Source organism: Bacillus sp. bc15, assembly GCF_900142585.1.
Classification (GTDB): Bacteria; Bacillota; Bacilli; order Bacillales; family Bacillaceae_G; genus Bacillus_A; species Bacillus_A cereus.
On the sequence record NZ_FRBJ01000001.1, the window covers coordinates 94,085 to 120,275 of the forward strand.

The following is a 26,191-nucleotide window of genomic DNA, read 5'->3' on the forward strand; positions in this document are numbered from 1 at the left end:
GAAAGGCTTGGATGGGTTTCCAAGCTTTTTTATGTATGGGTAATTGTCATAGAAATTTGTTTATTTAGCTCATTATCCCAAACACGTTGAATTTCAAAAGTGCCTGTTTCAAAAAATAATGGGAATCTTTCTTTAAACCAAGTTTGCATAGGTAGCTTTAGTGCTGTATCGATTGGTATCCATAAGAAAGAATAAGCCCTAAAGAAATTAGGACTTATTCTTCATCAAATACAAATGTTTGTTTCATTTTTTTACCTTCATTTACCGGATGGCCGTTATAAGAGAAATTCTTTTCTTCCCAAGTGATCACAACTTTAAAATTATGACTATTAAAGTCTAATGGGAATACCATGTAGTCAAAGCTTGTATGACTTTTAGAAATATTTTCATTAGGTGTAGTAGGTTTAAAGGTAGCCTTAGAGGTAGGATTGTTATCAAGTATTTCCACGGATACGTTTGATACATCATGACCGATGTTTTTTACGAGTAAACTATACGTATCAAATACACCTTGTTTCGGCTGGATTGCTTGCTTGTTTGAGTTATGAGATTTATCAATTTCGACATACCATTGTTTAGACTTTGATGCAATCGGTAGTGACTGAAATGTGTAAGCACTAGCTTGCATTGGTAGTGCTAAACATATAAGCGTAAAGAGAGTTAATATTTTTCGTTTCATTTTTTTTAGAGCTCCCATTCTTTAATGGATTTACTTGTTATTATCTTCTTTTTACGAGTTAATATACCATATAATGTAAAGTGGTTATTGTGAGTAGTGAATCAATATCTTATTCACTACTCTTATAGCTAGCATAATTACGTATGAAGTAAGAAAGAATAAATTTGTTTTTTCTATACTTAGATTACTGCCCTTTTTAAAAGGGCTATTTTTACGTTTTAATAAAAAGAATATACTAAGAGTTCCGTATAAATTATTTGTTTTAATGTAGTTAAATGTACTTGTATATGTGAAATTAGAGAGGGAAGCTGTGTAGAGATGTTTCTACACAGCTATTTAGGATATGAAAAAATTACCAAAAATATGTTAAAATAACATTGTCATACAACAAGGGGGATTTGTTTTATGGAAAATGGACATCTTGCTAAAGTAGACTTAACGAAAAAAATTGAATCAAAATCTAAGTACAATAAGAAATTAGAAAAATATCAAAGGCACTTATTAGCATTACAGCAAATTTTGAAAGAAGAAAAAATCGCGGTTATGCTTGTTATGGAAGGATGGGATGCGGCTGGTAAAGGTGGGGCAATTAAGCGGGTGACGGAACATCTTGACCCGCGTGGGTTCCAAGTAAATCCAATTGGAGCGCCTGCACCTCATGAAAAACGTTACCATTATTTGCAACGTTTCTGGCGTAAAATTCCACAGTACGGGCAAATCACCATTTTTGATCGCTCATGGTACGGTCGTGTGTTAGTTGAGCGTGTTGAAGGATTTGCTACAAAGGAAGAGTGGATGAGAGCATATGATGAGATTAATGATTTTGAAAAACTACTAACAGATGACCATTACATAATAGGGAAGTTCTTCTACCATATAAGTAAAGAGGAACAGTTAAAGAGATTTAAAGATAGAGAGAAAAATCCTTTGAAAAGATGGAAAATTACAGACGAAGATTGGCGTAATCGTGAAAAATGGGATGAATATGTTGAAGCAATGGAAGACATGTTTGAAAAAACAAGTAAGCCAAATGCGAAGTGGCATATTATTGAAAGTAACGATAAATTGTATGCTCGTGTGAAAACGTTAAAAATTATAATTTTATTCATTGAGGATTATTTCTTAGAACATGGTATAGAATTGCCTTCTTATTATTATGAAATGAAAGAGGATATCGAAGTTTTGCAAGATGTAGGTGTTAAAGAGTAAAAAAGAAAATGGTCCTGTGAATTGGTGAAACCAAATTATGGGGCTTTTTTATTTAGAAACATTTTACAATTAACAGAATAAGGTATATAATCAATAATCATATTAACATTGTTAATATGATTATTGATTATATACTATGTGGGGGTTTTACTTTGAAGGGAAGAGATGTTGTTTTAGGTTTATTAATGGAAAAGGAATTGTCTGGTTACGATATTAAAATTGTGTTTGAAGACGTATTTACTCATTTTTTTGATGGAAGTTTTGGAATGATTTATCCAACGTTACGACAATTGGAGAATGAAGGGAAAATAAAAAAAGAGGTTGTCATGCAAGAGGGAAAACCGAATAAGAAAATGTACTTTATTACAGATGAGGGGCGTGAAGAATTTTATCAATACATGCAGACACCTGTAGAGAAGGATGTTTTACGTTCGGATTTTTTAATGAGAATGTATTTTGGTAACTATAGTGATGATGTAACAATAAAAAAATGGATTAAAGATGAAATTGAAAGAAAAGAAGCGTACATTGCAGATCTTCGATTGAAATATGAAAAGTGGAGAGTAGGTATTACTTTCGTCGAAGAAATTTCACTAGATGTAGGTATTGCATCGTATAGTGCACAAGTGGAGACTTTGAAGAAAAAATTAGAAGAGTTAGAGGCGAAAGAAAACAATAAAACAGAAGAATGAAAAACGCGTTCACAATAAATAAAGGGGTATATAAAGATGGAGCAATCAAAGGGTATTAAGATTGTCTTTTTAATGTGTCTAGGTATCTTTCTTTGTATGATTGATACGACAATTATGAATATAGCTTTACCGGCAATACAATCGAGTGTAAATACTTCGTTAGAAAAGATGTCTTGGGTATTAAATGTTTATACAATGACGATTGCAGTACTTGCCATTCCGTTAGGGCGGATAGCTGATATCTTTGGAAAAGCAAAGATGTATATTCTTGGTCTGGTGATTTTTGGTGGTGGATCGGTACTTTGCGCTTTTGCTAATACAGGTGATTTTCTTATTTTTTCTCGTTTTATACAAAGTATTGGGGCAGCGATTTTATTTCCAACAAGTATGGTAATTGGTGTATCAGCTATGCCATTAGCTAAGAGGCATGTTGCGCTTGCAATTTTAGGAGTAACACAAGGATTGTCAGCTGCTATGGGACCAGTAATAGGTGGAATTATTACGCAAAATTTAGGATGGAGATGGGTGTTCTTCGTTAATGTTCCGGTTTGTATAATAGGAATCGTGTTATGTTGCATCATGCTACAAATAAAAAATGAAGAACGTATTATCTCAAAAATAGATTGGATAGGACTACTATTAAGTAGCACAGCAATTTTTTCATTTACTCTCATATTAGTAAAAGGTAATACATGGGGATGGCAAAGTAATATTGCTTTGTCTTGTTATGCAATTAGCACTATTTCTCTTATTCTATTTGTTTTAGTAGAACGAAAGCTTCATAATCCAATGGTGAATTTAAAGTTATTTCAAGATCGAATGTTTGTCGGAGCGTCTATCGTTGTTATATTAAGTAATTTATTTTTAATTGGAGTTACTGTATTGCTTCCAACGTTCTTGACGAAACTACAAGGTCGAACGGAAATTGAAGCGGCTTTTTTAGTGACACCTATTTCAGCAATGATATTTTTTGTCTCACCAGTTGCAGCAACTTTAATTAAAAAACTCGGAAAAGTAACTATTATTTTGTCAGGATTTCTTATTATGGGGCTTTCCTACTATTGGTTGCAAATGATTGATGTGCATTCAACAAATATAGAAATTATTATTCCATGTATGATATTAGGTGTTGGATATGGTTTAGTAGTGGGGCCAATTACAGTTTTAAGTGCGTCTTCGTTTGAAGGAGAATTGTTAACTGCTTCTCAAAGTGTTGTATCAATGTTACGACAAGTCGGAATTGTATTGGCAGTCGCAATATTTGTCTCTAACTTAACTCACAATTTAACTGTAAATAAAGAAAAAGTATATCGTTATGCAGAAGAAAAGGTGCGTACTATTCATGTGAATAGTACTGAGCAAACTGAAATTTTACAAATGACTAAAGAGAAAATAGAGAATCAAAGTTTAGAGTCGAATATAAATAAGAAACAAAATGCAATGACAATGGGATTAAGTAAAGAGAAAAAGGAAGAATTGATTCGCGACAAGACGGATGAAATATTAAGAAAAGTTCCAGTAGAATATAGAGATGTAAAAAGAGAAGAAGTTATGAGGCAAGTGACAAAAGAAGTTGAAAAACAAGAGGAAAGTATAAAGAAAGAGGTACTCACATTTTCAAATGATGTGAATCATTATGCCAAGAATCAGATGGCTATGAGTTTTACAGATTTATATAAAGCAAGTGTGCCAATTATTTTAATTTGTGCTTTCGTAAGTTTGTTGTTTTGGGAAGGGAAAGCTTTGAGTAAAAAGAGAAGGGGAAGATTAGTAGAAGAAGCGTAAAGAAAAACAGGCTATAGCAGCCTGTTTTTTTCATTGTTTTCTCCTTGCATATTGTGAATATTAGTATTTTTAATATAGCATGGGATAAGTCGAGTATGATTAGAAAGTTTTTTAGAATGAAAGGAAGGAATGGAAAATGCCATTGAATATGTAACGTTATACATAGTACATTAACAAGAGGGATTAATTTTAAAAGGAGGATGGGGAATTGCTAGATAAGGCAGGGGCTTTAATAGATAATCATGTGTACACAGAAGAAGAGCAACAAAAACTATACAAACGAACGTTAATAATCGTCAGCATTTCACAAATGTTTGGCGGTGCAGGACTAGCTGCTGGTATTACAGTGGGAGCACTTCTTGCGCAGCAAATGCTTGGAACAGATGCATTTGCAGGATTACCAACTGCTATGTTTACATTAGGATCGGCATTCGCAGCTTTCATAGTAGGGAAGCTTTCGCAACGATATGGACGCCGGATAGGTCTTGCAACAGGGTTTATAGTAGGCGGATTTGGAGCAATTGGTGTTGTAATGGCAGCTTTAACAAATAGTATTATTCTTTTACTTATTTCTTTACTTATATATGGTGCCGGTACAGCCACGAATCTACAAGCTCGTTATGCAGGTACAGATTTAGCAGATAAGAAGCAGAGAGCAACGGCTGTTAGTATTACGATGGTAATGACGACTTTCGGTGCAGTTGCAGGACCAAATTTAGTAGGGGTAATGGGAAGTTTTGCTCATTCAATTTGAGTTCCTAAACTTGCAGGTCCGTTCATACTATCGGCAGCAGCATTTATACTGGCGGGTCTAGTTCTTTTTGTTATGCTTCGTCCAGATCCTTTGATTATTGCTAACATAATAGAAAGATATAAACAGGAACATACATATAAAGGACAACCAATAACAGAAGAAGCGAAAGAAAATAAACGAGGTATTACAGTTGGAGCAATCGTAATGATACTTACGCAAATAGTGATGGTTGCGATTATGACGATGACGCCAGTTCATATGGGACACCACGGTCACGGTTTAAGTGCAGTAGGACTTGTGATAGGTTTTCATGTAGGTGCAATGTATCTTCCATCTCTCGTTACAGGAATGTTAATTGATAAAATTGGCCGAACTACAATGAGCATAGCTGGTGGAGTGATTTTACTTGCAGCGGGTGTCATAGCTGCGATAGCGCCAAGTGATTCTTTATTATTATTAATCGTTGCTCTGTCTTTACTTGGGCTAGGATGGAACCTCGGATTGATAAGTGGTACAGCACAAATCGTTGATTCCACAACAACGTCTACACGTGCTAAAACACAAGGGAAAATAGATGTTTTTATTGCGCTAGCTGGAGCTTCTGGTGGAGCAATGTCAGGTATGGTAGTAGCGAATTCAAGTTATGCGGCATTGTCATTGGCTGGAGGGGTGTTAGCGTTATTACTTATTCCTGTTGTGATATGGTCTCGAAAAGGGGCAAGAAATTAAATGAAAAAGAGGTTCTAGTTACTGACTAGAGCCTCTTTTTATACACTTAAATTAAATTCCACTCTACAATAAGCCCTAAATGCGTAAGTCCGCCACCAAATCCGTATAGTAAAAGTGTGTCTCCGTTATTTAATTTCCCTTCTTTTATAGCTAAATTTAAAGCGAGTGGAATGGTGACTGAAGAGGTATTCCCCATATATTCCACGCTCGTTAATGTTTTTTGTATTGGAATTTGAGATTTTTCGCAAATAGATTCGATCATTCGTAAGTTAGCGCTGTGGGGTATGAACCAGTCTATATCATCTACTTGCATATTTACGGTATGTAATAAATTTTTTATGCCTTTTGGTACTGTGCGTGTTGCCCATTTATATACTTCTCTTCCATTTTGAACGATTTTTTCATTTGTTTGCAGTGGTGTGCCATTCATAGTAGTAGATAAGTTTGTTCTATATAGATGAATGCCGCCATCACCGTTTGTTCCCATGTGAGCAGCGATAAAGCTTGGGGTGTCTTCATCTCTTTCTAATAAAATAGCTCCAGCACCATCACCGAATAAAATACAGGTCGTTCTATCGCTATAATCAGTAACTTTAGATAATGTCTCTGTCGCTACGACAAGTACTTTTTCATGTGATCCAGAAGTGATTAAGCTATTACCGACGTGTAGTCCATATGTAAAACCAGCACAAGTTGCATTTAAATCAAAAGCTAGTGTATGAGGTATGTTGAAGTATTGTTGTATTTGGCAAGCAACACTAGGGAAAACGTAATCAGCAGTAGTAGTAGCGACAATGATACAGTCGACATCTTCTAAGTTTTTCTTATATGTTGTACATAAATTTTTAATTGCTTTAATGGCTAAGTTTGAGGAGTATTCTTCGTCACTAGCGATTCTTCTTTCCTTTATTCCTGTTCTTTGTACAATCCATTCATCATTCGTATGGACCATCTTTTCTAAATCGTTATTAGACAATATTTGATCTGGAACATAAGTACCAATTGCAGTAATACGAGATTTAGAATGCATAGGAACATCTCCTAACTTTTATTTTTTATAACCTGATACTAATATTAGGTTATAAAAATGTCAATAAAGATTTTTGTTGTATTAAAACGATAATACTTAACTTACTATGAAGGAATTTGGCGAGTGCTGTAAAAATAATATACGAGAAGTTTCTAAAATTGATAATTGCTTTTGTTATTTTTATTGTGAGAAAAATTCGCAAAAAATGACGATTAAAGTAAAAATATAAAGATTTTCTTTAGTGTGATATAGGTTGTTAAACCTTGTGAAAGCGAATTACTTATGCTACACTTTATGTAACTTAAAATGAACGGAGGGGCTTCCTTTGATCTTAATCAGATTACGTCTCAATACTTTGTGCCAATAATTGAATAGCGCTCAAAGGCTCTGTCTGTGTACAGAGTGAACGGGATTGGTCTGCCTATTTTAAAGGAACCCTTTATTAAGCTTATATGTGAAAAAGAGGGAGGGACGAATACGCCCTCTTTTTGTTTTGCCTTTATAAATAGAATGGGATTGTATAAGTGAACACTTACTGTGGATACGTATACAATCTTGGGACTTTTTGACTATAAAATAGGATGAAAGCATAGCTTTCTTCTATTTCTTTGGTGAACCCTTATCCGTTTACGAAAACACAGGCAGCGACCTGTGTTTTTTATTTTACGTAATCGAAATGGAGGAATAAATATATGGAAGAAGTATTACAAAGAGCAGTTTTAGTTGGAGTAAATGTAGGTAATGAAGATGATTTTGCATATTCGATGGAAGAGTTAACAAATCTTGCGGAAGCTTGTGATGTAGAGGTAATTGGGCAAGTAACGCAAAATTTACAACGAGTAAATCCATCGCATTATATCGGAAAAGGAAAGATTGAAGAAGTTGCAGCGTATGTACAAGAAATAGATGCGAATATGGTTATCTTTAATGATGAATTATCTCCTTCACAAATTCGAAATTTAGAAGAGGATTTAGATTGTAAGGTAATTGATCGTACCATTTTAATTTTAGATATTTTTGCGCAACGTGCGAAAACGAAAGAAGCACAGCTACAAGTAGAAGTAGCACACCTTCAGTATATGATGCCTCGTTTAATCGGTCTTCGTGAATCGTTAGGGAGACAGAGCGGCGGCGTTGGTACGAAAAATAAAGGTGTCGGTGAAAAGAAGTTAGAGTTAGACCGTCGTAAAATTGAAGAACAAATTTCAGTTTTGAATAAAGATTTAGAAGCGCTCGTTGCCCAGCGTCAAACGCAGCGAAAGCAGCGTAAGAAAAATGAAATACCTGTTGTAGCATTAGTAGGTTATACGAATGCAGGAAAGTCAACGACGATGAATGCAATGCTTGAAATTTATAATGGTACAGAAGAAAAACAAGTATTTGAAAAAGATATGTTATTCGCGACGTTAGAAACATCTGTACGAAATATTGATTTGCCAGATAATAAATCATTTTTATTAACAGATACAGTTGGATTTGTAAGTAAATTACCACATCATCTTGTGAAGGCGTTCCGTTCAACGTTAGAAGAAGTAGCGGAAGCAGACCTACTTATTCACGTTGTAGATTACGCAAATCCAAATTATGAACAATTAATTGATATTACAAATGAAACGTTAAAGAAAATTGGAGTAGAAAATATTCCAACGATCTATGCTTATAATAAATCAGATATGGTAGATGTTGAAATTCCGAAAGTGCAAGAAGATCGCGTTTATTTATCAGCGAAGAAACATGTTGGAATTGAAGAACTTGTAGAAATGATTCGCTCACACATCTATAAAGAATATACGAAGTGTGAAATGTTAATTCCATATGATCAAGGACAGGTAGTTTCGTATTTCAATAATCATGCACACGTTTTATCTACGAGTTACGAAAACGAAGGTACCAAATTACAAATAGAATGTAAGACGAGTGATTACGAGAAGTATAAGCATTTTGCAATTTAATGTAAGAGGCAACCCAGTATGTGATTGGGTTGTCTTTTTTTGTACTGTTTTACCGCTGAAAGTTACAAGGATGCAAGCCAATGACGGGAGTTAAGTTATATTTCTGGAAAAAGAAATGAAAGCAGTATAGAATAGAAATGTTTCAAAAGTCAGAATTTATTACACCTACTGTAATAAATATATATTTTGTACAGAAAGGGGAGATTCACATATGCAGGCAGTTTCACACAAAAAAACTGTAGAAACACCGACAATATATCGAATTTTATTTGCGATTAGCTTTGGGCATTTTTTAAATGATTCGATGCAAGCAGTTGTGCCGGCGTTGTTTCCTATTTTGGAAAAAACGATGAATTTATCCTATATGCAAGTAGGGTGGATTGCGTTTGCATTAAATATGACGTCATCGATTATGCAACCGGTGTTTGGTATGTATTCAGATAAGAAGCCGTCACCATTTTTATTACCACTCGGCATGTTTTCAAGTATGCTTGGAATGATTGGACTCGCGTTTGCACCAAACTTTATTATTGTTATTATTTCTGTTTTATTTATTGGTTTAGGTTCCGCGGTCTTTCATCCAGAAGGCGCTCGTGTTGCGTATATGGCGGCAGGTGCAAAACGAGGGTTAGCGCAAGCAATTTATCAAGTTGGGGGAAACACGGGGAATTCTCTAGCTCCTATTTTTACAGCGCTAATTTTCGTTCCACTCGGTCAAATTGGTTCATTAGGTTTTACAGCATTTGCAGCAGTAGGAATTGTATTATTAATTTTCGTATCGAATTGGTACAAAAATGAATTAGCAACCGGTGCTGTAAGAAGGAAGAAGAGGGCTGCACTTGAGGCGGAAAATGCAATTGTAAGTACACACATTAAATTCGTTATTATACTTCTTGTTTTTCTTACTTTTGTACGCTCTTGGTACGGTGCTGGTATCGGGAATTTCTATCAATTTTACTTAATAGAGCATTACGGTTTATCTATAAAAAATGCCCAGTATTTCGTATTCGCATTTATGATTGCTGGTGTGTTAGGAACTTTCTTCGGAGGACCGTTAGCAGATCGATTTGGTAAGAAAAATATCATCGTATTTTCAATGTTAGGTTCAGCGCCACTTGCACTGTTATTACCACATGTCTCACTTGTGTGGGTCGTACCGTTATTTTTATGTATCGGTTTTATTAGTTCAAGTAGTTTTAGTGTAATTGTTGTATATGCACAAGAGCTTGTACCTGGAAAAGTGGGAATGGTGTCAGGATTAATCGTAGGTCTTGCGTTTGGACTTGGAGCATTAGGTGCTGTAGTTCTTGGGAAATTAGCAGATATATATAGCCTGCAATTTATTATGCTATTATGTAGTTGTCTACCATTAATTGGACTCACTTCATGGTTACTGCCAAGTGATAAGAAAACGATAGAATAGGGGATGCGCTATGAAATTGTGTGAAAACGTTACGGAATTAATAGGAGATACACCTGTCGTCCGATTATCTAAATTTATTCCGGAAGACGCAGCAGATGTGTATGTGAAACTAGAAATGTTTAATCCATCGCGCAGTGTGAAAGACCGTGCTGCTTATAATTTACTTCACGTTGCAGAAGAAAATGGTCTCATCAAACCAGGAGATACAATTATTGAACCGACAAGCGGGAATACAGGGATTGGTTTAGCGATGAATGCAGCAGCTAAAGGGTATAAAGCGATTTTAATTATGCCAGATAATATGTCAAAAGAGCGTATTAATTTATTGAAAGCATACGGAGCAGAAGTAGTTTTAACACCAGCAGAACAAAGAATGCCAGGAGCAATTGCGAAGGCGTTAGAATTGCAAAAGCAAATACCGAATAGTTTTATTCCGCAACAATTTGAAAACCCAGCTAATCCGAATATTCACCGTTATACGACTGCGCTTGAAATTTACGAACAAATGGATGGAGAGCTGGACGCTTTTGTTGCAACGGCAGGAACAGGCGGAACGATTACAGGGACTGGTGAAACGTTAAAAGAGAAATTACCAAACTTATATATTGCAGTAGTGGAACCGAAAGGATCACCCGTTTTATCAGGTGGTGTGCCAGGTCCTCATAAACTAGTAGGAACAAGCCCAGGGTTTATCCCGAAAAACTTAAATACAGAAGTGTATAACGAAATTATTCAAATTGCAGACGAAGAGGCTTTAACGACAATGAGAAACTTAGCTAGACAAGAGGGATTATTAGTTGGGCCGTCTTCTGGAGCATCTGTTTATGCTGCAATCATGATAGCGAAACGTCTAGGCGCTGGTAAAAAAGTTTTATGTATTGCGCCTGATACAGGTGAACGTTATTTGAGCATGGGGTTATTTGAATAAAAAGGATAGAAACACCTTAATAGTGAATAGCTGCTATTAAGGTGTTTGTTTTATGGAATGAAGAGGGGGAGAAGAACAATGAAACTATTAAAACCAACCCATGAATATAGTGAGCATATTACAGCGTATAGACACGCGTTTTTACACTCAGGGGAACAACCACATGGAAGTAGTTCTTTACAAAACTTTGATTCTCTTGATGAATGGTTTGAAAAAGTGAGTAAACAAGAACTAGGAGAAAATTTACTAGCTAATCGAGTGCCATCTAGTCAGTTTTTAAGTTTTGAAAAAGAGGAACTTATAGGTTTTGTGAATATTAGACATAGATTAAATCCAGAATTATTACGGGAAAGCGGTCATATTGGATATAGTGTCCATCCAAATAAACGTCGCCACGGTTACGCTACGAAACAACTACAACTTGCATTAGCTGAAGCGCAAAAATTAGGATTGCAGAAAGTATTAATAACTTGTGATAAATCCAATATCGGTTCTGCTAAAACGATTCAAAAGGTTGGCGGTGTGTTAGAAAATGAAATAGTTTCTTCTCGTACTGGTGAAGTTATTCAGCGCTTTTGGATAGAAATATGATGTAGTAGGAATTTGAAAAGGTAATGCAAGCTGTAATATCGAAATAGATAAATGAAATATAGGGGATTACTGCAATTTTAGGGGGAAATGAAATGGGATTAAAAGAGAAAGCAATAGAGATGTCAGAGATCTATAGGCAAAATCCGAAAGTAGAAGCCATTATTTTAGCGGGTTCAGTAGCTAGAAAGCTTGAAGATGAACATTCAGATATAGAATTACATATTTTATGGTCAACACCGCCAGAAGATGAGGATCGTAGGGCCCCTATTCATCATATTGATGGGACAATATTATCGTATTATCCGTATGAGGAAGAAGAATGGTCGGAAACGTATTTAACGAAAGAGGGAATTAAATTAGAGATTAGTAACTTTTTAACAGAGACAGTAGAGAAAGTGATTTCGGATGTGGTGAATCAATATGATATAAGTTATGAAAAACAATGTATTGTATCATCCGTTCATGATGGTGTTAGTTTGTATGGAGAAGAGAAAGTGAATGAATTAAAAGATAGAGTAGTGGTATATCCAGATGAACTAGTAAAACGAATGATTTCAGAAAATCTATGGTTAAGTAATCGTTGGCACAATCGAAAGGCGCTTTTAAAACGGAAAGATTGGCTTATGCTTTATGATGTTATTTGCGAAGTACAAAGGAACGTATTCGGTGTTTTATTTGGTTTGAATAAAATGTATGTACATCATCCAGCGTTTAAATGGATGCCTAATAATGTGGAACGAATGACTATTAAACCTGAAAATTTATATGAACGTATGGCGGACACATTAATAGGGAGTCCAGAAAATAGTGTGCAGGAGTTAGAGTTGCTAATAGAAGAAGTGTTGCAACAAGTTCATACATACGCGCCAGGAGTAAATGTGGATGAGCAAGAAAAATCGATTTTTTATTTTGTGAAATAGAAAACAGTAATAAGGGGGAAGTTATGGGTTTTTTTAATAGGTTTTTTAAAAAAGTTGAAAAAGTAAATGAGCAAGAAGCCACTCTTCATGAATTAAGTGAAGAATTGTATGTTGAATCACCGGTAGAGGAAGCGACTAGTTACTGGGTATCAATGGCACAAAATATAATTGTTAATGCTGTAAAGGCGGCTGACAATGATGTGGAACGTGCCTTCGTATTATTGAATTTGAAGAAAGGTGAGGCTTCATTTGATATTTTCTATCAAATAAATGGGCAATTGTATTTCTGGGATCAGCTAGAAAATGAGACGATAAGAAATAGAATTCAGAACGAGTTGTTACCGCAAGCTCCAGAAGTTTCAAATGCAGTAAATGAGCAATTTCATGAAGCTGATCACCCTATAATTTCGTTTGCGCAATTGCAGTTTGAATGGGAAACGAAAGCCTGGTTTTCACATATAATTTGGGAAGATAACCTTGCTGCTCAATTGCCCAAAACTCAAATTCTAAATGAATGGTTTCGTGTAATTAAAGAAGAAACGAAAAATAGACCACTGGATAGTGATGCGAAATTTTCTTGGTATCCATCAAACTCTTAAAAAATTAATACAGAGAGACAGGTTATGTTTCTAGATGATTTGTATTATTGAATAAGTATCAATAATACGTAATTCTTTTTCTATTGCCTGTTAGAATTCGTTATGTACTAATCCACTTGTTTTCTAAACTAAAAACTTATATTTCGAATTTTGAAATAGATTGTAATACATAAAAATTCGAAATATAAGTTGACACTATTTTTAATGTGTGATAAAAATGATAGTAATCAATTCGGAAAATAATATTTGGGCAATGAAAGGGTATAGTAGTGAATATCTCCCTATTTCAGAGAGCTGATGGTTGGTGTGAATCAGTATATAGATTATTCATGAAGTTCGTCCTGGAGCATCTTTCATAAATCTCGCATTATGAGGAAATGAAAGACGGTAGTTTATACCGTTATCAAATAAAGTGGTGAAGATTTTTTCACAACTAGGGTGGTACCGCGATATTTATCGTCCCTACGTATTTACGTAGGGACGTTTTTTATTTAGGTCCTAACTTTGGTGTGTCTTCATAACTAGGGTGGTACCGCGATATTTTATCGTCCCTACGTTTTTGCGTAGGGGCGTTTTTATTTAGGTGGTTTCTTAGTGTTCTTCACAACTAGGGTGGTACCGCGATATTTTTGTCGTCCCTACGTATTTACGTAGGGACGTTTTTTTATTAGGGAGGAAGTGAACGTATTAGAAAAGAGTATTGATAGAACAATATAAATACCGAATTGTAACAAAGAAAAAGAGATAGAGAGGAGATTAACAAATGAATTCACAGCAATGGACATCGAAATTAGGTTTCGTATTAGCTGCAGCAGGTTCGGCAATTGGTCTTGGAGCGATTTGGAAATTCCCATATATGGCCGGCATTGGAGGAGGCGGAGCGTTCTTCCTAATTTTCATCGGTTTCACATTATTAATTGGTTTACCGCTATTATTAGCTGAATTTGTTATTGGAAGAAGTACACAAAAAGAGGCTGTCGATGCATATAGAGAGATTGCTCCTAAAACGTTATGGCCTTGGTTAGGTAAATTAGGAATTGTAACATGTTTCATATTACTTTCTTTCTACAGTGTTGTAGGAGGCTGGATTTTATTATATTTATGGAATGCAATTACAGGTAGACTATGGGAAGGAAATGGAGCATACGAAGCTACGTTTGGTGAAATCATTTCCAATCCATATTTAGCAGTTGGATCACAGCTATTATTCATCCTTATTACTATTTTCATCGTAAGTAAAGGTGTACAAAATGGTGTTGAAAAAGTAAATAAATATTTCATGCCAGCATTATTCGTTTTATTCTTTGTATTAATCGTTCGTGCACTTACATTAGATGGTGCTGGAGAAGGCGTTCGTTTCTTCTTACAACCTGATTTCTCACATGTAACATCAGAAGTTATATTATACGCAATGGGGCAATCGTTCTTCTCATTATCTGTCGGGGTAGCCGTTATGGTAACGTATAGCTCATACTTACCGAAAGAAGAAAGCTTACCACGTTCAGCATTTTCTATCGTAGCCTTAACTCTTGTTATTACATTACTTGCAGGACTTGCAATTTTCCCAGTTGTGTTCGCATTTGGAATGGAACCATCTCAAGGGCCGGGACTATTATTTATCGTGTTGCCAGCTATTTTCAGTAAAATGGCGTTCGGAAAATTATTCTTCATTGTTTTCTTATTACTATTCTTCTTCGCTACGATTACATCAGCAATTTCGATGTTAGAAATTAGTGTTGCATCGTTAACATCAAAAGGTAAAGGGAAACGTGAAAAAATGGCCTTAATCGTAGGGTTATTAATCTTCGTTGTTGGGGTACCATCAGCATTATCATTCGGTATATTAAGTGATCTGAAGATTTTCGGAAAGACAGTCTTTGATTTAGCGGACTATGCAGTAAGTAACGTTTTAATGCCACTTGGTGTATTATTAGTTTCTATCTTTGTTCCTTTAAAAATGAAGAAAGATGTATTAATGAAAGAGCTAGGTGTAAGTAAAAATAAAGGATACAAACTATTTGTGTTATGGTTATTCTTACTTCGTTATATCGCACCAATTGCGATTATTATCGTATTCTTAAATGTACTTGGCATTATATAAAAAGAAAGGTAGCGTATCATACATAGATACGCTACCTTTTTATTTTGCTCTTTTTTGCAATTCATTTACTGTTACGAACTGATAGCCCTTCTTAGATAAAGAATCTAAAATACCTTCAATCGTTTTAAAATTTTCATTAGACTCATCATACATAGAATGCAGTAAAATGATAGAACCTGGTTTTACATTTTTATTAACATATTCAATTTTATCAGCTGCAGATTTATAAAAAGTATCGGGCTCAAGATCCCATATAATGGTTTCGATATTATTTTTATTTAAATAATAGGGTAGTCCGATTAATTTTTTTCCGTTAGGGGGCCTAAAATCAATTTTGTCTGTAAATCCTGTTTGGCGGATTAATGAATTCGTTTTTTCTATTTCATCTTTAATAAAAGAAGGTGTTTTGAAAACCATTCTATTATGAGAATATGTATGGTTTCCAAGTTGGTGCCCAGATTGCGCGATAGCTTCTCCTAACGATAAATTTTGCTCTAATTCATTTCCAATTAAAAAGAAAGTAGCTTTAGCGTTGTATTTATCTAGTAGCGGTAATATTTGTTTTACATTGTTAGTAGGGCCATCATCAAAAGTTAAAGCAATCACTTTTTCATTTGTTTCTACGCGTTGTGTTAAAGCTCCAAATAATTGAAAGCTTCTTGCGTTCATCAATTTGTATGTTCCGAATAATGCCGTGATAATAAAGAATAGTGTAACGATTGTAATGATAATTTTTTTCTTCATAATGTAACCTCACAATGATTTTTAATTCAGTTAAAAAGTATTATATCAAACTAAGTAATTTCGTGCTTTAAGAAGGGTGTGGATGCAAGGAGAAGGAATTTATCATATAATAAAATGCAAAAGGTATATTAGGAGGTGTTTATATGGCGATTATAATTCAATTGCCAGACACTGCAACGTCTCATGCAAAGCCAAGTATGGAAATGGCGATACTTTGCGTGAGGTAGACAAGTAATATACAATCGCCTATATGAGCTCGTATCATTTTTTATATTTGGCTTTGCACCTTATTGAAATGAACCATAAAAAATAAGGGGCGAGCAGAAATGAAATACGTAAAAGCTAATGCTGTTTTACCAGAGAGTTTAATTACTGAAATTCAAAAGTATATACAAGGTGAAACAATTTACATTCCGAAACAAGAAACGAAACATTATAAATGGGGTACACGATCTGGCGGAAGAAAACAACTAGATGAAAGAAATAAAGCAATTAAAGAAGCGTTTAAAAGTGGGATTGCTATTCATCAACTTGCAGAAGAATATTTTCTTTCTGGGGAAACGATTAAAAAGATTGTGTATTCTAAATAAGAGGAAAAGAGTCTGATTCATATATTACTTTGAATCAGACTCTTTTTGTTTTATGTGTATTGGATATATGAGGTGTGAACGGGCATGATAATAGAAAAAATGTGCCGTTTTTTTATTAAATGGTATACAGAGCACTTGAAAAGTAGAAAGGTGAACATATATGAATCATATTGGACAAATAACGATAGAGCTTTTAGTTGGTTTTTTTGTTCTATTAATTGCTACAAAAATATTAGGGAAAACACAAATATCTCAGCTAACGCCATTTGATTTTATTTCTGCAATCGTCCTAGGTGAGCTCGTTGGAAATTCAATATATGATCCTAAAATTAAAGTATGGTCTATTTTATATTCAGTATTTGTTTGGGTAATTTTAATTTATACTATAGAAGTGATAACACAAAAAATAAGAGGAACAAGAAGGTTTTTTGAAGGATATCCTTCAATTATTATTCGTAACGGAAAGATTGATCGTGAACAATTAAGCGTAAATCATTTGGATATAAACCAATTACAACAAATGCTTAGGCAACAAAAAGATATATTTTCAATCCGAGAAGTTGAATATATGATATTGGAACCGAACGGAAACATAAGCGTTCTGAAAAAAAGTAAATACGAATCTCCTACTATAAATGATTTAAGTTTAAAACATAAGCCTGTATACTTACCAATTTCATTAATTAGTGATGGAAAAGTAGTTAAGGATAATTTGAGGGAAGCGGGATTTGATGAAGGATGGCTTTATAAACAAATAAAGCAAAAAGGAATTACTAAATTTGAAGACGTATTATATGCGGAATGGAAAACAGATGATGGCTTCTTTTGTCAGGAAATGCAGCGGTAGAGAATAAGTGATATATGTAATGTTTGTTTCTAAGTTATCTTTTACATATCAAAAAACGTAATCATTGTATACAATAAAACTAGATCAACAATTTGTATGGAGTGATAAAGATGGAAGCGTTTATTAGAAGTGATCAATATAATTTTATAAAATCACAAGCTTATATTTTAGCAAACGGGCATGCAACGGCAAATGATAGAGGTGTAATTCAAGCGTTAAAATCGCTTGCGATTGAAAAGATAATACATGTATTTGAGAATTTAACGGATGAACAGAAAGAGTTAATTGATACGGTATTAACAGTTCAAAATAGAGAAGATGCAGAATCATTTTTAATGAAAATAAATCCGTATGTAATTCCGTTTCAAGAAGTTACAGCACAAACATTAAAAAAATTATTTCCTAAAGCGAAAAAGTTAAAACTTCCTGATATGGAAGAAATGGATATGAAAGAAATATCTTATTTAAGCTGGATTGATAAGGGGTCAAGCAGGAAATTTATTATAGCGAAAAATGATAAAAATAAATTTGTTGGTCTGCAAGGAACGTTCCAAAGTTTAAATAAAAAAAGCATTTGTTCGTTATGTCATGGACATGAAGAAGTAGGAATGTTTTTAGTTGAAATTAAAGGCGATGTACCAGGAACTTTCGTTAAAAAGGGAAACTACATTTGCAAAGATGGTGTAGCTTGCAATCAGAATATGAAATCGCTAGATAAATTGAACGATTTTATTGAACGCTTGAAGAAATAACGAGAAAACCTCTAGTATTTAAACTGGAGGTTTTTATTTTTTGAAGAAGTAAAATAAGCTTTCTTTGTAAATGTAGATTTATAATGAAATTTGATAAAAATATCTATTATGATACAGTTGCTTATATGCAAGGAGGTAAAACATGGATTACCTTTTATCGAAAGAAAAAGTGAAACGATGGCCTAAAGATACGATAGCGGCGGGGCGTTGTCATACAGTTGGCCTGAAATCGGATGGCACGGTAGTAGCGGTGGGCCGGAATAAAGAAGGGGAATGTAATGTAAGTGGCTGGCGAGATATTGAAGCAGTCGCAGTGGGCAATGTTCATATGGCAACGAACACGGGTAATGCTCATACAATCGGTCTTACATGTGACAGTACTGCGGTAGCAGTGGGTTGGAATAAGCATGAACAATGTGATGTAAACGATTGGCATAATATTGTAGCGGTTGCGGCAGGGTGGCGTCGTACTATTGGCCTTAAATCGGATGGCACGGTAGTAGCGGTGGGCCGAAATAAAGAAGGAGAATGCAATGTAAGCAGTTGGCAAGGTATTGTGGCAGTCACAGCGGGTGACTGGCATACAGTCGGTCTTAAATTGGACGGCACATTGACGACTGTGGGGAATAATCGATATGGTCAATGCAATGTAAGTAGCTGGCGAGGTATTGTAGCGGTCAAGGCTGGGTATCTTCATACTGTTGGTCTTAAACGAGACGGTACGGTGACAGCAGTGGGTAATGATAAACATAACCAGTGTGATGTAAGTGGCTGGCGAGATATTGTAGCAATAGCGGCTGGTACGAATCATACAATCGGACTTAAATCAAACGGTACCGTGGTGGCAGTGGGTTGGAATGAGTATGGTCAATGTAACGTAAGTGATTGGAGAGATATTGTAGCGATAGCGGCTGGTTGTGCACATACAGTCGGACTAAAATCAGACGGCACGGTGATTGCGGTAGGTAATAATGAATTTGGCCAATGCGATGTAGGTAGCTGGCGCGACATTCGGTTGCCTGGCAAATAGTCAATTTACAATAAATCATTAGTAATATTATTCTATTTTAGGAGTAATTATGGAATAGGATATGTAGAAAATAATTAAACTTAAATCTGCTGAATAAGAATCTCTTTTGAAAAGGGATTCTTATTATTTTTCATAAAATGAGGGTATAAATGGAATTTTTGAACAAATTTTATTTCAAAATTACAGTAGAAGATATAAATTAAAAAGTGTAGAGGAGATAAAGGAATGCTTAAAAGGTTTTTACTTTCTTTACCGGATGTTTTACTTATATGTATCGTTCTCTACATAATGTACACAAATTCTTTTAGTTTTGGACAGATGCTAGTAATTTCCATTGCAATCGGAATTATTGGTGGTCTTGCTATTAGAATTTGTAAGGATGTATTCACTTATATAAGATGGACAATTAAACAAAGAAAAAATTGAATATGTTTAATAGTTATTAGGAGGGAATGAAATGACTAAGAAAAAGAATAGAGTGAAAAACGAGATAGTACTTTGGTCACTAACAGCAATTGTTCTATTAATTGTATGGTACTTTTATCAAAAATAAAAACGCATCGTACTCAAAAAGCACGATGCGTTTTTATTATTTTTTTTGCCAATTTTCTTTTATAAAGTCTTCACGACCAGATTCCTTTTGCTCAGTAGCATATTTCTCTGGATTCTTTTTATAGAAATGTTGGTGGTATTCCTCTGCTTCGTAAAAAGGTGCAGCAGGACGAATTTCAGTCACGATTGGATCTTTAAACATACCGCTTTCTGCAAGAGCTTGTTTTGATTTTTCAGCAAGCCCTTTTTGTGTTTCGTTATGATAAAAAATAGCGGTACGATAAGATGGACCACGGTCAAAAAATTGTCCACCATCATCAGTTGGGTCGATTTGTGGCCAATATAAGTCTAGTAATTTCTGATAAGGAAAAATAGAAGGATCGAATGTAATTTGAACAACTTCTAAATGTCCAGATGTTCCAGCTTTTACTTGTTCATATGTTGGGTTTTCTACATGACCTCCTGCATAGCCAGAAAGTACTTTATGAATACCAGGAAGTTCATCAAATGGTTTTACCATGCACCAAAAGCAACCGCCTGCGAAGGTTGCGAGTTCGTATGTTTTTTCGGACATTGCTGTAATCCTCCTAAATGTATATGTTTTATATAGTATTATATAAATTGTTTTATTGCGCAATAAAAAAGATTTGAAAATATATGTTTTTTATAAACAAGATCCTCCGCTCACATCAATTAATTGTCCAGTAACCCAGCGGCTGTCTGGAGAAGCAAGGAATGCAGCAGTATCGGCAATGTCTTCTACTTCACCTAAGCGATTGAAAGCGGAAATAGTAGTAGCGTACTGCTTCATCATTGGGTCGCTCAAGAGTTCTGCATTCATATCTGTTTTAATAAATCCTGGAAGTATTGCATTCACCGTTATTCCTCGTGCTCCAAGCTGTTTTGCTAGCGTAAAAGTCATTGTATTAATAGCGCCTTTCGTCATACTATATGCAACAAAATCAGGTAAAGAAATGCGGGTGGCAGCGGATGAAATATTAATAATTCGGCTATTGTCACGTAAACGTGGTAGTGCTAGTTGAATGATAAAGAATGGAGCTTTTGCATTTACTGAAACCATTCTATCAAAAAATTGTTCAGTCGTTTCTTCAATAAAAGCACCAGGACCAATGCCAGCATTGTTTATTAAAATATCAAATTGTGTTTCACCAGTGCGCTTTTGTAATTCAGTATCTAAAGCTTTATAAAGGTTTTCTACACCGTGTAAGGATTCTAAATTTGCGCCGATAGAAAAAGCTTGGCCACCATTTGATTGAATTTCATGAACAGTTTCTTCAGCGTCATCTTTTCGATTACCGTAATGAACAGCAACCAATGCACCGTCATTTGCTAAACGTTTAGCGATTGCTCGTCCAATTCCTCGGCTTGCTCCTGTAACTAACGCTACTTTCCCTTTTAACATAGTTTCCTCATCTCCTCATAAACTTTATAAGTTTTTCTTTATGTAGTAATGTAAACATACTTAAGTAATATATGAGTGTATGTAAGTAATGCATTCCAATTTTGATTTGAGAAAAAATAAATAGAATGAATTTTGATTTTTTTGAAAAAACATGTTGACAAGGAAAAGAACAACGTCCTATAATACGTGTAACAAATAAAAGTTAATTAAGAATTTTCTAACTTTATATGTTGTATATGCAAAGAAGAGGAAAGTAGATGATTATGATCGTTTCAGAGAGCTACTCCAAGGCTGTGAGGGTAGTAACAATCGAATCATTGAAGATCACCTCGGAGCATCGCTTGCGAAAGGGAAACTGAGTAGAGGGCGGCGGCATCGTCTCCGGTAAAAGGACGGAGGTCTGATTGGACCTACAAAGCTTATATTTCGTGAGAAGTATAAGGAAGCTGAGTGGTAACGCGAAACTCTCGCCTCAGCAATCAAAGCTACTAAATTGTAGTAGTTGATTGCTGAGGCGAGAGTTTTTATTTTTAAAAATAGAAGAAGAGAATGCGTAGAAGAGGAGAGTAAATGATAAAGATTGTTTCAGAGAGCTGCCCCGAGGCTGTGAGGGTGGTAACAATTCACTCATTGAAAATCACCTTGGAGCACTACTTTTGAAAACTAGTAAAAAGTAGCGGGGTTGTTCCCGATAGAAAAACAAAAGTCTAATTGGACTTGCAGAGCTTATATTTCGTGAGAAGTATAAGGAAGCTGAGTGGTACCACGATTCCCTCGTCTCAGCAATGGATTGCTACAAGTATGTAAGTAATCGATTGTTGAGACGAGTATATTTTTAAGGTTTATATACTGAATATTCTGTTAAAAACACTCATCTCAGCAATCGATGTAGAAATAGATTGCAAAAAATAGAGAAAAAAAGAGGAGCGATGTGAGATGGGAAACCAGTACATTTACATGAATGGGGAATTTGTAGAAAAAGAAAGGGCAGTTGTTTCAGTATATGATCACGGTTTTTTATACGGAGACGGTGTATTTGAAGGAATTCGTAGTTACGGAGGAAATGTATTTTGTTTAAAAGAACATGTGAAACGATTGTATGAATCAGCGAAATCTATTTTACTAACAATTCCAATGACGGTAGAAGAAATGGAAGAAGCAGTTTTATATACACTCCAAAAAAACGAATATACTGATGCTTACATTCGCTTAATTGTCTCAAGAGGAAAAGGTGACTTAGGGCTCGATCCGAGAAGTTGTGTGAAGCCGAGCGTAATTATCATTGCAGAACAATTAAAGTTATTCCCACAAGAATTTTATGATAATGGGCTAAGCGTTGTATCGGTTGCATCAAGACGTAATACGCCAGATGCGTTAGATCCACGTATTAAGTCAATGAATTATTTAAATAACGTACTTGTAAAAATTGAAGCAGCACAAGCAGGAGTGTTAGAGGCTCTTATGTTAAATCAACAAGGATATGTTTGTGAAGGTTCTGGTGATAATGTTTTCGTTGTGAAAGATGGAAAAGTATTAACCCCGCCATCCTATTTAGGAGCATTAGAAGGTATTACGAGAAATAGTGTTATCGAGCTATGTGAGCGACTGAGTATTCCGTGTGAGGAAAGACCGTTCACTCGCCATGATGTATATGTAGCGGATGAAATATTTTTAACAGGAACAGCAGCGGAGTTAATTCCAGTTGTAAAAGTTGATTCCAGAGAAATTGGAGATGGGAAACCAGGAAGTGTAACGAAACAATTGACCGAAGAATTTAAAAAATTAACGAGAGAAAGAGGAGTACGTGTTCCCGGGCTGACGGAAAGCTTAGCGTAAATAAGGAGAGGAGTTAATGGAAATGAAGCAGCAGTATACAGCGTATGAGAAATTACAGTATGAAGAAATGACAGGCGCTGGGCACGTGATTCAATGTTTGAAGAAATTGGGTGTAACGACCGTTTTCGGCTATCCAGGCGGAGCGATTTTACCAGTATACGATGCGTTATACGAAAGTGGTTTGAAACATGTTTTAACTCGTCATGAACAAGCTGCCATTCATGCGGCTGAAGGATATGCGAGAGCTTCTGGAAAGGTTGGGGTAGTCTTTGCTACCTCTGGCCCAGGGGCGACAAATTTAGTTACGGGTTTAGCAGACGCTTATATGGATTCGATTCCTTTAGTTGTCATTACCGGGCAAGTTGCAACGCCTTTAATTGGTAAAGATGGATTTCAAGAAGCGGATGTTGTCGGAATTACAGTACCTGTTACGAAGCATAATTACCAGGTTCGTGATGTGAATCATGTATCACGAATTGTGCAAGAAGCTTTTTATATCGCCAAAAGCGGGCGCCCGGGACCAGTATTAATTGATATTCCAAAAGATGTTCAAAATGCAAAAGTCACCAGTTTCTTTAATGAAGAAGTTGATATTCCGGGGTACAAACCAGAACTTGTACCAGACAGCATGAAACTTAGAGAGGTGGCTAAAGCAATTTCAAAATCTAAGCGTCCACTTCTTTATATTGGAGGAGGTGTCATTCATTCAGGTGGATCTGATGAACTCTTCGAATTCGCAAGGGAGAACCGTATTCCAGTCGTTTCAACTTTAATGGGACTTGGTGCATATCCACCGGATGATCCATTGTTTCTAGGGATGCTTGGTATGCATGGGACATACGCTGCTAATATGGCGGTAACAGAATGTGATTTACTACTTGCATTAGGTGTTCGCTTCGATGATCGTGTAACAGGAAAATTAGAACTTTTTTCTCCAAACTCGAAAAAAGTACATATTGATATTGATTCTTCTGAGTTTCATAAAAATGTAACTGTAGAACATCCGATTGTTGGTGATGTAAAAAAAGCGTTACACATGCTGTTACATATGTCTATTTATACACAAACAGACGAATGGCTTCAGAAAGTAAAGACATGGAAAGAAGAATATCCACTTTCTTATAAGCAAAAAGAATCTGAGTTAAAACCACAGCATGTGATCAACTTAGTAAGTGAATTAACGAATGGTGAAGCGATTGTCACAACAGAAGTAGGTCAGCATCAAATGTGGGCTGCTCACTTCTATAAAGCAAGAAAACCTCGGACGTTCCTTACCTCTGGAGGATTAGGAACAATGGGGTTTGGTTTTCCAGCAGCAATTGGTGCTCAGCTAGCTAAAAAAGAAGAACTTGTCATTTGTATTGCAGGTGACGCTTCTTTTCAAATGAACATTCAAGAACTACAAACAATTGCTGAAAATAACATCCCTGTAAAATTATTTATCATAAATAACAAATTTTTAGGGATGGTAAGGCAATGGCAAGAAATGTTTTATGAAAATCGTTTATCAGAATCAAAAATTGGATCACCAGATTTTGTGAAAGTAGCAGAAGCTTATGGAGTAAAGGGATTAAGAGCAACAAATTCAACCGAGGCAAAACAAGTGATGTTAGAAGCATTTGCTCACGAAGGTCCTGTCGTAGTTGATTTTTGTGTAGAAGAAGGTGAAAACGTATTTCCGATGGTTCCGCCAAACAAAGGGAATAACGAAATGATTATGAAGAGGTGGGAAGAATGAGTCATACTTTTTCACTCGTTATTCATAACGAGCCAAGCGTCTTATTACGTATAAGTGGGATTTTTGCTCGGCGTGGTTATTATATTTCTTCTTTACATTTAAAAGAAAGAGATACTAGTGGTGTTTCTGAAATGAAACTCACAGCAGTTTGTACTGAAAATGAAGCGACATTACTTGTTAGTCAGTTGAAAAAATTAATTGATGTTCTGCAAGTAAATAAATTATAAGGAGTGTATGGAATATGAAAACATATTATGAAAAAGATGCAAATGTAGAGTTATTACAAGGAAAAACTGTTGCAGTAGTTGGTTATGGATCACAAGGTCATGCGCAAGCACAAAATTTACGTGATTCTGGTGTAGAGGTTGTAGTTGGTGTTCGTCCTGGTAAGTCGTATGAAGTAGCGAAAGCGGATGGATTTGAAGTAATGTCTGTTTCAGAAGCGGTTCGAACCGCACAAGTTGTACAAATGTTATTGCCAGATGAACAGCAAGCTCATGTGTATAAAGCAGAGGTAGAAGAGAATCTTCGTGAAGGACAAATGTTACTTTTCTCACATGGATTTAACATTCACTTCGGACAAATTAATCCGCCAAGTTACGTAGATGTAGCGATGGTCGCGCCAAAAAGTCCAGGTCATCTCGTTCGCCGTGTATTTCAAGAAGGAAATGGTGTTCCAGCATTAGTCGCAGTGCATCAAGATGCGACGGGAACAGCGCTACATGTAGCACTGGCGTATGCAAAAGGTGTAGGGTGTACACGTGCGGGGGTAATTGAAACGACATTCCAAGAAGAAACCGAAACGGATTTATTCGGTGAGCAAGCTGTACTTTGCGGCGGGGTAACTGCACTTGTGAAGGCCGGGTTCGAAACGTTAACGGAAGGTGGATATCGTCCTGAAATTGCATACTTTGAATGTTTGCATGAATTAAAGCTAATTGTTGACTTAATGTACGAAGGTGGATTAACGACTATGCGCCATTCTATTTCAGATACGGCAGAGTTTGGAGATTATGTAACAGGATCGAGAATTGTTACAGATGAAACGAAGAAGGAAATGAAGCGTGTTCTGACAGAAATTCAGCAAGGTGAATTTGCGAAGAAATGGATTTTAGAAAATCAAGCAGGGCGTCCGACGTATAACGCAATGAAAAAAGCAGAACAAAATCATCAATTAGAAAAAGTGGGAGCAGAGCTTCGTGAAATGATGAGCTGGATTCATGCACCGAAAGAATTAGTAAAGAAGTAGAGTAAGAGAGTATAAATGAAAAATATGTAAGAGGGGAT

The 26,191-nt window shown here is 35.5% G+C and carries 24 protein-coding genes, 2 pseudogenes and 3 other annotated features; of the genes and pseudogenes, 20 read left to right on the forward strand and 6 right to left on the reverse strand.

The genetic code is table 11. From position 1 onward, the window contains the following. Window positions 1-29 precede the first annotated feature (29 nt). Window positions 30-185: pseudogene (locus BUA87_RS00525) on the reverse strand (DNA mismatch repair protein MutT); the annotation flags it as partial. A 29-nt stretch (window positions 186-214) separates the two neighbouring features. Continuing rightward, a complete protein-coding gene (locus BUA87_RS00530) occupies window positions 215-679 on the reverse strand; it encodes a hypothetical protein (protein ID WP_000823335.1) in 465 nt (154 codons plus the stop codon). 405 nt (window positions 680-1,084) lie between these two features. On the opposite strand from BUA87_RS00530, the gene BUA87_RS00535 reads away from it, so the two are divergent. From BUA87_RS00535 to BUA87_RS00550, 4 genes and pseudogenes are all read left to right on the forward strand, one after another. After that, the gene (locus tag BUA87_RS00535) at window positions 1,085-1,888 is read left to right on the forward strand and encodes a polyphosphate kinase 2 family protein (protein WP_072938178.1); all 804 of its coding nucleotides are present in this window, start codon (window positions 1,085-1,087) and stop codon (window positions 1,886-1,888) included. 152 nt (window positions 1,889-2,040) lie between these two features. Next, window positions 2,041-2,580, forward strand: coding sequence for a PadR family transcriptional regulator (locus BUA87_RS00540; protein WP_000678333.1), 540 nt, complete (start codon window positions 2,041-2,043; stop codon window positions 2,578-2,580). 36 nt (window positions 2,581-2,616) lie between these two features. After that, window positions 2,617-4,365, forward strand: coding sequence for an MDR family MFS transporter (locus BUA87_RS00545; RefSeq protein ID WP_071714456.1), 1,749 nt, complete (start codon window positions 2,617-2,619; stop codon window positions 4,363-4,365). Between the two features lie 208 nt (window positions 4,366-4,573). Further along, window positions 4,574-5,848: pseudogene (locus BUA87_RS00550) on the forward strand (MFS transporter). A gap of 46 nt (window positions 5,849-5,894) precedes the next feature. Here BUA87_RS00550 and BUA87_RS00555 read toward each other — a convergent pair. After that, the gene (locus tag BUA87_RS00555; RefSeq protein ID WP_071714454.1) at window positions 5,895-6,878 is read right to left on the reverse strand and encodes a ketoacyl-ACP synthase III; all 984 of its coding nucleotides are present in this window, start codon (window positions 6,876-6,878) and stop codon (window positions 5,895-5,897) included. A 692-nt stretch (window positions 6,879-7,570) separates the two neighbouring features. Between BUA87_RS00555 and hflX the strand changes: the two genes are divergently transcribed. From hflX to BUA87_RS00590, 7 genes are all read left to right on the forward strand, one after another. Beyond that, window positions 7,571-8,830, forward strand: a complete 1,260-nt coding sequence (hflX, locus tag BUA87_RS00560; RefSeq protein ID WP_000393283.1) for a GTPase HflX — start codon at window positions 7,571-7,573, stop codon at window positions 8,828-8,830. Between the two features lie 211 nt (window positions 8,831-9,041). Further along, entirely contained in the window at window positions 9,042-10,253 is a 1,212-nt protein-coding gene (locus BUA87_RS00565) for an MFS transporter (RefSeq protein WP_001149399.1), read from the forward strand. 10 nt (window positions 10,254-10,263) lie between these two features. Further along, window positions 10,264-11,181 carry a cysteine synthase A gene (gene cysK, locus BUA87_RS00570; RefSeq protein ID WP_000762271.1) on the forward strand — a complete coding sequence of 306 codons (918 nt, stop codon included), beginning with the start codon at window positions 10,264-10,266 and terminating at the stop codon, window positions 11,179-11,181. A 78-nt stretch (window positions 11,182-11,259) separates the two neighbouring features. Beyond that, complete coding sequence (locus BUA87_RS00575; RefSeq protein WP_000771301.1) at window positions 11,260-11,772, forward strand: GNAT family N-acetyltransferase; 513 nt, start codon at window positions 11,260-11,262, stop codon at window positions 11,770-11,772. Between the two features lie 92 nt (window positions 11,773-11,864). Next, entirely contained in the window at window positions 11,865-12,692 is an 828-nt protein-coding gene (locus tag BUA87_RS00580) for a DUF4037 domain-containing protein (protein WP_071714453.1), read from the forward strand. 23 nt (window positions 12,693-12,715) lie between these two features. Continuing rightward, window positions 12,716-13,291, forward strand: a complete 576-nt coding sequence (locus tag BUA87_RS00585; protein ID WP_000505541.1) for a hypothetical protein — start codon at window positions 12,716-12,718, stop codon at window positions 13,289-13,291. A gap of 244 nt (window positions 13,292-13,535) precedes the next feature. Then, window positions 13,536-13,758 (forward strand) — a binding site (T-box leader). Window positions 13,759-14,054: 296 nt separating this feature from the next. Next, window positions 14,055-15,392, forward strand: a complete 1,338-nt coding sequence (locus tag BUA87_RS00590; RefSeq protein WP_001088187.1) for a sodium-dependent transporter — start codon at window positions 14,055-14,057, stop codon at window positions 15,390-15,392. A gap of 39 nt (window positions 15,393-15,431) precedes the next feature. Here BUA87_RS00590 and BUA87_RS00595 read toward each other — a convergent pair whose 3' ends face one another. Continuing rightward, window positions 15,432-16,136 carry a polysaccharide deacetylase family protein gene (locus BUA87_RS00595; RefSeq protein ID WP_000726855.1) on the reverse strand — a complete coding sequence of 235 codons (705 nt, stop codon included), beginning with the start codon at window positions 16,134-16,136 and terminating at the stop codon, window positions 15,432-15,434. 326 nt (window positions 16,137-16,462) lie between these two features. On the opposite strand from BUA87_RS00595, the gene BUA87_RS00600 reads away from it, so the two are divergent. From BUA87_RS00600 to BUA87_RS00620, 5 genes are all read left to right on the forward strand, one after another. After that, window positions 16,463-16,726, forward strand: a complete 264-nt coding sequence (locus BUA87_RS00600) for a CD3324 family protein (RefSeq protein WP_000878325.1) — start codon at window positions 16,463-16,465, stop codon at window positions 16,724-16,726. A gap of 160 nt (window positions 16,727-16,886) precedes the next feature. Next, a complete protein-coding gene (locus BUA87_RS00605; RefSeq protein ID WP_001015539.1) occupies window positions 16,887-17,573 on the forward strand; it encodes a DUF421 domain-containing protein in 687 nt (228 codons plus the stop codon). Window positions 17,574-17,683: 110 nt separating this feature from the next. After that, a complete protein-coding gene (locus tag BUA87_RS00610) occupies window positions 17,684-18,325 on the forward strand; it encodes a FusB/FusC family EF-G-binding protein (protein ID WP_000387074.1) in 642 nt (213 codons plus the stop codon). Window positions 18,326-18,467: 142 nt separating this feature from the next. Beyond that, a complete protein-coding gene (locus BUA87_RS00615; RefSeq protein ID WP_025118568.1) occupies window positions 18,468-19,355 on the forward strand; it encodes an RCC1 domain-containing protein in 888 nt (295 codons plus the stop codon). 225 nt (window positions 19,356-19,580) lie between these two features. Next, a complete protein-coding gene (locus BUA87_RS00620; protein WP_000919314.1) occupies window positions 19,581-19,781 on the forward strand; it encodes a hypothetical protein in 201 nt (66 codons plus the stop codon). 163 nt (window positions 19,782-19,944) lie between these two features. On the opposite strand, the gene msrA is transcribed toward BUA87_RS00620, so the two are convergent. Both msrA and BUA87_RS00630 read right to left on the reverse strand, forming a co-directional pair. Further along, a complete protein-coding gene (gene msrA / locus BUA87_RS00625; RefSeq protein ID WP_001291883.1) occupies window positions 19,945-20,481 on the reverse strand; it encodes a peptide-methionine (S)-S-oxide reductase MsrA in 537 nt (178 codons plus the stop codon). A gap of 90 nt (window positions 20,482-20,571) precedes the next feature. Continuing rightward, window positions 20,572-21,330: an SDR family oxidoreductase gene (locus tag BUA87_RS00630; RefSeq protein ID WP_016513027.1), complete on the reverse strand. Its 759-nt coding sequence runs from the start codon at window positions 21,328-21,330 to the stop codon at window positions 20,572-20,574. A 232-nt stretch (window positions 21,331-21,562) separates the two neighbouring features. Beyond that, window positions 21,563-21,808 (forward strand) — a binding site (T-box leader). Window positions 21,809-21,875: 67 nt separating this feature from the next. After that, window positions 21,876-22,115 (forward strand) — a binding site (T-box leader). 151 nt (window positions 22,116-22,266) lie between these two features. Between BUA87_RS00630 and ilvE the strand changes: the two genes are divergently transcribed. The 4 genes from ilvE to ilvC are packed head-to-tail and all read left to right on the forward strand — an operon-like array spanning window position 22,267 to window position 26,153. Next, window positions 22,267-23,166, forward strand: coding sequence for a branched-chain-amino-acid transaminase (gene ilvE / locus BUA87_RS00635; protein ID WP_071714452.1), 900 nt, complete (start codon window positions 22,267-22,269; stop codon window positions 23,164-23,166). Window positions 23,167-23,188: 22 nt separating this feature from the next. Continuing rightward, on the forward strand, window positions 23,189-24,904 hold the full coding sequence (ilvB, locus tag BUA87_RS00640; protein WP_071714494.1) for an acetolactate synthase large subunit: 1,716 nt from the start codon (window positions 23,189-23,191) through the stop codon (window positions 24,902-24,904). Then, entirely contained in the window at window positions 24,901-25,131 is a 231-nt protein-coding gene (locus BUA87_RS00645) for an ACT domain-containing protein (protein WP_000019909.1), read from the forward strand. Before ilvB ends, BUA87_RS00645 begins: the two co-directional genes overlap by 4 nt. A 14-nt stretch (window positions 25,132-25,145) precedes the next feature. After that, the gene (gene ilvC / locus BUA87_RS00650) at window positions 25,146-26,153 is read left to right on the forward strand and encodes a ketol-acid reductoisomerase (RefSeq protein ID WP_000861143.1); all 1,008 of its coding nucleotides are present in this window, start codon (window positions 25,146-25,148) and stop codon (window positions 26,151-26,153) included. Window positions 26,154-26,191 lie beyond the last annotated feature (38 nt).